At 45.2% G+C, this 7,911-nt stretch carries 7 protein-coding genes and 2 pseudogenes; 8 read left to right on the top strand and 1 reads right to left on the bottom strand.

Annotation, left to right across the window (positions count from 1 at the left end):
* Window positions 1-58: 58 nt before the first annotated feature.
* The 7 genes and pseudogenes from EDM57_RS09535 to EDM57_RS09505 all read left to right on the top strand — a co-directional run.
* The gene (locus EDM57_RS09535; protein WP_170163420.1) at window positions 59-310 is read left to right on the top strand and encodes a transporter; all 252 of its coding nucleotides are present in this window, start codon (window positions 59-61) and stop codon (window positions 308-310) included.
* Window positions 307-609, top strand: coding sequence for a mercuric transport protein MerT (merT, locus tag EDM57_RS09530; protein ID WP_122904531.1), 303 nt, complete (start codon window positions 307-309; stop codon window positions 607-609). The genes EDM57_RS09535 and merT overlap by 4 nt, the downstream gene beginning before the upstream one ends.
* Window positions 610-630: 21 nt before the next feature.
* Window positions 631-981, top strand: a complete 351-nt coding sequence (locus EDM57_RS09525; RefSeq protein ID WP_122904530.1) for a heavy-metal-associated domain-containing protein — start codon at window positions 631-633, stop codon at window positions 979-981.
* A 91-nt stretch (window positions 982-1,072) separates the two neighbouring features.
* Window positions 1,073-2,722 carry a mercury(II) reductase gene (gene merA / locus EDM57_RS09520; protein WP_122904529.1) on the top strand — a complete coding sequence of 550 codons (1,650 nt, stop codon included), beginning with the start codon at window positions 1,073-1,075 and terminating at the stop codon, window positions 2,720-2,722.
* Window positions 2,723-2,746: 24 nt separating this feature from the next.
* Complete coding sequence (gene merB / locus EDM57_RS09515; protein WP_122904528.1) at window positions 2,747-3,394, top strand: organomercurial lyase MerB; 648 nt, start codon at window positions 2,747-2,749, stop codon at window positions 3,392-3,394.
* A gap of 58 nt (window positions 3,395-3,452) precedes the next feature.
* Window positions 3,453-3,902, top strand: a pseudogene (locus tag EDM57_RS09510) (mercury(II) reductase); the annotation flags it as partial.
* An 80-nt stretch (window positions 3,903-3,982) separates the two neighbouring features.
* Window positions 3,983-4,618, top strand: a pseudogene (locus EDM57_RS09505) (IS256 family transposase); the annotation flags it as partial.
* A gap of 169 nt (window positions 4,619-4,787) precedes the next feature.
* Here EDM57_RS09505 and EDM57_RS09500 read toward each other — a convergent pair.
* Entirely contained in the window at window positions 4,788-6,488 is a 1,701-nt protein-coding gene (locus EDM57_RS09500; RefSeq protein WP_122904527.1) for a multicopper oxidase family protein, read from the bottom strand.
* 271 nt (window positions 6,489-6,759) lie between these two features.
* On the opposite strand from EDM57_RS09500, the gene EDM57_RS09495 reads away from it, so the two are divergent.
* Window positions 6,760-7,815: a cell wall-binding repeat-containing protein gene (locus EDM57_RS09495; RefSeq protein ID WP_170163419.1), complete on the top strand. Its 1,056-nt coding sequence runs from the start codon at window positions 6,760-6,762 to the stop codon at window positions 7,813-7,815.
* Window positions 7,816-7,911 lie beyond the last annotated feature (96 nt).

Below are 7,911 nucleotides of genomic sequence, written 5' to 3'. Positions count from 1 at the left end.
AATTTAGTTTAGCAGTTACACATTGAAACATTATTGGAAAAATAAGGTGGTCAACATGATGAGAGACACATTGAAAGGTGTTGGTTGGTTTCTTGTCGCGTTAGTGACTTGTCCTTGTCATTTGGTTTTGATTCTTCCGTTACTGGCAGGTACAGCTTTGGGAGCCTATTTCATGGCTTATAAAACAGTAGCCATCATTGCTTTCATGTTGCTGTTTGCCTTTTCCCTGTATATGGGATGGAAACGAATGACTCAAGATCATTCGTCTGTGGATTGCTGTACTCCTAAACAGAGGGGTGAAGGCGAATGAAAGAAAAATGGAGCAGCCTAGTGTCCGTAGTGACTGCTTTTATCACTGCGGGTTGTTGCTTGGGACCGCTCATTTTGATCCCTCTCGGTCTATCCGGGTTTGCTGGAACGCTTGCCATTTTTGCGACAAAGTATCAAGGGATCCTGGTAGCGGTCACTCTGGGATTTCTCGCGTTTTCGTTTTACTTGGTCTATGGTCGTGGTTGCCGTAAAAGGAGTACCGTGATCACGCTATGGGTCTCCACCTTTTTTGTAATTTCTATGTTAACTTACACAGCAATTGTAAAAGATTGGTTTTAACTGATAATAGGAGGACCAACAATGATAAAAAAAGGCTCTCTCTTTTTTCTAGCTGTGCTGATTGGAATACTGGTTGTGTCCGGATGTTCTGCAACCCCATCTGCTTCAGGAAATTCTCAATCGACGCAAGTCACGAACAAAGGAAACCTAACTAAGACCACCTTGAAAGTCAACGAGTTGACCTGCGGAAGTTGTACGTTTACGATCCAAAGCGCCTTGGAAAGATTAAAAGGGGTGCAAAGTGTAAAATGGGGTGCGATCAATGGAACTGAAGGAACTGTGATTGTTATTTACGACAAAAATGTAGCTGATAAAGAAGAACTGAAGAAAACTGTTTTAGACTTGGGATACGGAGTCGAAAAAATCGAGTAAATAACTGTAAGGGAATTCAACTATTAGGAACGGGCAAACTTTTTTAATAAGTAATAAGCTCAACGAATGATGAGGAAAGAAGGAAAAACGAATGGCCAAAACAACAGTTCACATTCGTATACCGGTTCAGGGAATGACATGTACGGGTTGTGAAGAACATGTGATAAAAGCAATCAAAAAAGCTGGTGCCAAACATGTAACAGCCGATTTTAGAAAAGGAGAAGCGACTTTTCAAATCGATCTACAAAATGAAATTGAAAATGTGAAACAAGCGATTGCCAAAATCGGATACAAGCCGGGTGATCCGGAAATAGCTTACGTCGATACTCCTGAATCGACTAAAGAGGGAGATTATGATTTACTGATTATCGGATCAGGTGGTGCCGCGTTTTCCGCAGCTATTGAAGCTTCTAAACATGGAGTGAAGATTGCCATGGTCGAACGGGGCACGATCGGCGGTACTTGTGTCAATATTGGCTGTGTTCCTTCAAAAACCCTCTTGCGTGCTGGTGAAATCAATCACTTGGCTCATCAGAATCCGTTTGCAGGTCTTCAAACATCGGCAGGCCCTGTTAACTTAGGACAATTAATTGAACAGAAAAATGAACTGGTTTCCAAGTTGCGGGAACAAAAGTATGTGGACTTAATCGATGAGTATGGATTTGAGTTAATCCAAGGAGAAGCCCGGTTTGTAGATGAGAAAACGGTTGATGTAAATGGACGAAAAATTACAGCCAAGCGTTTTATAATATCTACAGGCGCTTCACCTTCTGTTCCCAATATTCCAGGTTTAAAAGAAGTCCATTACCTGACCAGTACGACGGTACTCGAATTAAAAGAAGTACCGAAACGCTTAGCAGTGATCGGATCAGGTTATATCGCTCTCGAACTCGGTCAATTCTTCCGCCACTTAGGAGCGGAAGTAACTTTAATGCAGAGAAGTTCCCGGATTTTAAAAACATATGAACCAGAAGTATCCGAAGCGGTTACTCGAATGTTAGCTGAGCAAGGAATCCGCTTGATTACCGGTGCTACCTTTGAACGCGTTGAAGAAAATAACGGCATAAAGTCTGTTCATCTTATTGTGAATGGCGAGAAACAAGCCGTCGAAGCGGAAGAAATCCTGGTAGCAACTGGGAGAACTCCGAATACCCAAGCATTGAACTTAGAAGCAGCGGGTGTTCAGCTTGGGTCCCGTGGAGAAATTGTGGTCGATGAATATCTGCGAACCAGCAATTCCAGAATCTATGCCGCCGGAGATGTAACTTTAGGACCCCAATTTGTGTACGTGGCCGCCTATGAGGGTGCCATTGCCGCAAGTAATGCATTAGGTGTATCTAGGCGGAAGGTTGACCTTCGAGTAGTCCCTGGTGTCACGTTTACAAATCCCTCTATTGCCACTGTTGGTTTAACAGAGGAAGAGGCGAAAGCCAAAGGGTTTGAAGTGAAAACATCGGTGTTACCGTTGGATGCGGTTCCACGGGCTCTGGTTAATTATGAGACAACGGGTGTATTCAAATTGGTGGCGGACGCCAAAACGCAAAAAGTACTGGGAGTCCATATTGTAGCGGAGAACGCGGGAGAAGTGATTTACGCAGCCACCTTAGCAATTAAATTTGGTTTAACGATCGAGGACTTACGGGAAACTCTTGCGCCTTATTTAACGGTGGCAGAAGGGCTGAAATTAGCCGCTTTGACCTTTGATAAAGACGTGTCCAAGCTTTCCTGTTGTGCCGGTTAAAAGACAAAGGAGGAAGATACAATTATGAAAAGTGACATTCAGCAACTAGCGAACCAGCTTAACAAACAGTTTGATCAAGGAGAGGCAAGTTCTATGAAGTGGCTTTTTCAGCCTTTATTAGAATTGTTGGCAAAGGGGGAACCTGTCAGCGTTGAAGACATTGTAGAGACAACTGGAAAGTCCGTCGAAGAGGTGGAGAATATTCTTTCGGAATTACCCAGTGTGGAACGTGATGAACAAGGTCGGGTAGTCGGTTATGGTCTTACCTTAATCCCTACCCCTCATCGTATTGAAGTAGATGGGAAGCCATTATATGCGTGGTGTGCTCTTGATACTCTTATGTTCCCGGAACTCATCGGGCGTACCGTTCACATCGAATCACCCTGCCATAGAACTGGAGAGATTGTAAAATTGACGGTGGAACCGGATCGGGTTGTGAGCGTGGAACCGTCGACGGCCGTTGTTTCAATCGTAACACCGGAACAGATGGCTTCCGTCAGGACGTCCTTTTGTAACGAAGTCCACTTCTTCAGCTCGGAAACTGCAGCTAAGGATTGGCTTGACAAACATCCGGAAGGAAAAGTAGTACCGGTTGAAGATGCCTTCAAACTTGGCCGTCTTTTAGGAGTACGTTACAAGGAATCCGGAAATGGTTCCTGCTGTGGTCTATAATTTTGGGTAACCTCATTTCTAATCTAATAATGTTATGGGGGCAGAGGAGGAGCACGTGGTTGATGAATATCTGCGAACGAGATTCCGAATCTATGCCGCAGGAGATGTAACCTTAGGACCCCAATTTGTGTACGTGGCCGCCTATGAGGGCGCCATTGCCGCAAGTAATGCATTAGGTGTATCTAGGCGGAAGGTTGACCCTCGAGTAGTCCCAAGTGTCACGTTTACGAATCCCTCTATTGCCACTGTTGGTTTAACAGAGGAAGAGGCGAAAGCCAAAGGGTTTGAAGTGAAAACATCGGTGTTACCGTTAGATGCAGTTCCACGGGCTCTGGTTAATTATGAGACAACGGGTGTATTCAAATTGGTGGCGGACGCCAAAACGCAAAAAGTACTGGGAGTCCATATTGTAGCGGAGAACGCGGGAGAAGTGATTTACGCAGCCACCTTAGCAGTTAAATTTGGTTTAACGATCGAGGACTTACGGGAAACTCTTGCTCCTTATTTAAGAGTCTATAAACTATTTTGTGTAAACTCCTAACCTTCAAAATAGGGTACAATGAATTCAAAGAAAGGTTGGGAGAGCCCATGAGCCTGATGTCCAAAGAGCAACTCAAGCAGTGGATCAAGGAAAAGAACATGCAATCGGTGGAAGACATCCAGTCGGCCTTGAAGGAGTTGTTTGCCGAGACCCTTCAGGAAATGCTGGAAGCCGAACTGGAGACGTCACTTGGCTACGCCAAGCACGACACGAAAAATAAGAAAACCACCAACAGCCGGAACGGCTACAGCAAGAAAAAGGTGCGTTCCGAGTACGGCGATGTGGACATTCAGGTTCCGCGTGATCGGGCCGGTGAGTTTGAGCCGACCATCGTCAAAAAGAACCAAACGAACGTGACGGGTATCGAAGACCAAATCATTGCCATGTATGCCAAGGGTGTTTCTACCCGCGACATTCAGGATCACCTGCAGCAGCTCTACGGCATCGAGGTTTCTCCTACCCTCATCTCCAACGTGACCAACAAGATCGTCCCGCTGATCAAAGAATGGCAAAACCGTCCCTTACAGGCGGTATACGCGGTGGTGTTCCTGGATGCGATTCACTTCAAGGTGAAACAAGACGGTGCCATCATCAACAAAGCCGCCTACATGGCCATTGGCATTGACTTGGAAGGCCACAAAGATGTGCTTGGCAACTGGATAGGGGGAAACGAATCGGTAAAGGTTTAGTTTAAACGAAAAAAGAACCGGGGAGTGCATTTATGGACAATTTTGACGGCTTCTCCAAAGCCCGGGGAAATTAATAAAAACGGGACCTTTACACCTATAGGTTATGTCCAAACCTCGTACATATACAAAAGGGCAGGAACAATTGTTTCTGCCCTTTTTCTTGTTATTCCGGCATATTGTTTGCTGTAGGGTCAACAGTAAAGTCAGGCTTAAATCCATCGTACTTCACTTCCGTTACCATCCCTTGGGAAGCGTGGCCCAAATCATGGCAGTGGAACATCCAGTTCCCCGGATTGTCAGCCTTGAAAGCAACGACGTATTCTTCACCTGGCAAGATGTTCAGTGTGTCCTTCACCAGTGGAGATCCCGAAACAGGTTTACCATTCTTACTCAATACCTGGAAGAAGTGGCCATGCAAATGCATCGGGTGAATGTCTTTTGGAGACTTGTTTACCAACTTTACTTTTACCAGGTCGCCTTCTTTCACGTTTAGGGGATCAGTATTCGGGAAAGTCTTACCATTGATCGTAAAAGCCATCTTGCCGTTACTCATATCCGTACCCAAGTCCATTGTATATTGGATGTCATACTTGTCTTCCAGAGAGAAATTGCTTTTTGCTGCTTCCCCGTATTTGGTGATATCAACCAAAGGCATATCGCCCGAATCTGTTTTCGGAGAAACATTTTCATATCCTTCATAGACGATGGGAACGGCCAAAGATTTTGCTCCAGGATTGGAGCTGTGTTCGTCCAATAGCCATTTGCCCGGATTATTTGCGACAAATTCGATATCATATCGCTCGCCGGGGGCGATGTTGAGTAATTGTCCATTTATCTTGGGCGGGTTGTTAATCGGCTGTCCATCCGTCGAGACGATTTTAAAGTCATGTCTCGGCAAATGCAGTTTATGGGAGAGGTAACCTGCGTTGATTAGACGGATCCTTACTTTTTCTCCCTCTTTTACTTTCAAGGGTTGGATAGCCGACCCTGTCTTCCCGTTTACAGAGAAGATGGTGTACATCAGCGGCATCATTTCGGCATCGCTCATATTTCTCATGTCCATACCAGAGCTGTTTGTGCTGCTTCCGTGGTTCATATTGCTCATGTCCATGCTGGAGCTGTTGGTGCTACTTCCGTGGTTCATGCTGCTCATATCCATACTTGAGTTACTGGAGTTACCACCATTCTTATCCATTCCTGCACCACCACCGCCGTGCATGTCAGCCATGCTGTCGTCCTTCATCCATTCATCCAAAACAAGGGTGAAGTCTTTGTCAAATGGTTCGGGATTCTTAGGCTCCACTACAATTGATCCATAAAGCCCTTTGTCCACTTGATCGACACTCTTCTGATGTGAATGGTACCAGTAGGTACCGGGTACTTCTACTTTAAACTGATACGTAAAGCTCTCCCCTGGTTTTACCGCATTTTGCGTTACTCCCGGAATTCCATCCATATTGTTCGGAACAGGCAACCCGTGCCAGTGAATGGTAACCGGTTCTGGTAGCTCGTTCTTTAAGACAACCTTGATGGTTTCACCTTGTTTGACACGCAACTGCGGCCCAGGTACGGTTCCGTTATACGTCCAAGCATTTTTCATTGTGTTGTCGTCGAGATGAAGCATACTTTCTTTGGCGGTAAGCGTAAACGTATTTCCAGTCAGCACCTCGATTGGTGAATCCGAAGAGGCAGACATTTGCTTTGGCTGCTGGTCACTTTCTGATTTCATGGAATTCATATTTTCCATATTTGACATGTCATGGCCTTGCATATTTTGGCCACCATTTGTGCAAGCGGAAAGCACAAGCACACCCGTCAGAACGATTGGTAGTGCAACCCACTTCTTCGTGCGTTTCTTAAGCATATTCACTCCTCCTCAACTGCTACTAGGGAAAGCATATCATACGATTATGGAGAAAAAATGAAGATGTAATCGGGCTATTCGTTTTATCAAAGGACCACAATTGATAAGTTACAGAATAAATCCGAGACTTTTCAGCAGGTCATGCGGAAGGGTGTTCTGGCTGTACTGCCAGCCACACAAATCATCCGGATGGATGACGACACGGCTATACCATTAAATGAGGAACTCTTTGTGGGTATCAACACATATGATGCTGGGGGAGGTGACCGAAATGTTCAGCGGAAATACCACTGATACCACGAGAGTTTGGGGAGAAGATGTGTTCTCCGTTATGTTAAATGCTTTTCAGATGGCTTATCCCGGATTCCCTACGGCTAAGGTGCCTTGGAAACCAAATGCAATCACGATGGTACCTTCCTCGCATTTTCCCTTCGCCTTTACCTCTGCTTCCCTGGTGCATGATCCAAATAACGCCCCAGTGATGCTTGTCCCCGAAAGGCTTACTGAGGAAATAAAAAACGAAATCCTTCGATTGTCTCCAGAGGGGAAGAACGTACCAGCCCAGATCTTTTTAGTTGGTCCTGTGAGTCAGTATTTTGAACGTGAGGTTCAGACAATAGGGTTTTCCACCATTCGAATCGGCAATCAAGATCCGTATTCTACTTCGGTGGAAGCCTCTCAATTTCGTTTGACATATCCGCCCCCGTCAGAACAGGGAAGAAAAAACGCCTTCCTCCTATCAGGAGAGACGTTCGAGGAAAGTATGTTCGTACCAAATTACGCCATGCATCAGGGGATTCCCGTGTTACTTACAGAAAAGGATCGGATACCGACTCCAGTACAGCAATTTATCTATTCCCGTCCGAAGATAAATATTTACATCGTCGGTTCTGAAGCAACCATTTCGCATGAGGTTGAGCGGACTTTGCATCGCTTGACTGATGGAAAAGTGGTCCGTATTTCAGGTACATCTTCATTTGATATTTCTGTCCAATTCTCTCAATTTTTTGACGCTGAAACACGTGTAGGGTGGAACCGGAATGAGAAGGGAAGAGGGGATGCATTTTCCTTCGTAAACAGAAGAGATTGGCGACTTGCCATTATATCGGGGCTCTTTTCTCATCTAGGGAAACATGCACCGTTATTGATAACCCGATCAGGTAGGCTGCCAAAAGAAATAAAAGATTATCTCCTATCCCTGCGACCTCCTATCAGAAGGCCACCACAACCTCCCTTCATGCATGGCTTTGTGTTCGGCAATTTTGACTCCATTGCATATCCAACACAAATAGAAATTGAAGAGAGTATTGTCTTTCCTCAGGGGTGATGACGTCGTAATAATCCGGCACCTTCTTAAAGGTGCATTTTTTACTGACTGAATAAGCGTTTTAACTTTCGCGAAGATTCATCATTCAGCACCAGC

The organism is Brevibacillus gelatini (assembly GCF_003710935.1).
GTDB classification, from domain to species: domain Bacteria; phylum Bacillota; class Bacilli; order Brevibacillales; family Brevibacillaceae; genus Brevibacillus; species Brevibacillus gelatini.
The sequence above is the reverse complement of the archived record's forward strand: the minus strand, read 5'-3'. Positions and strand labels throughout refer to the sequence as shown.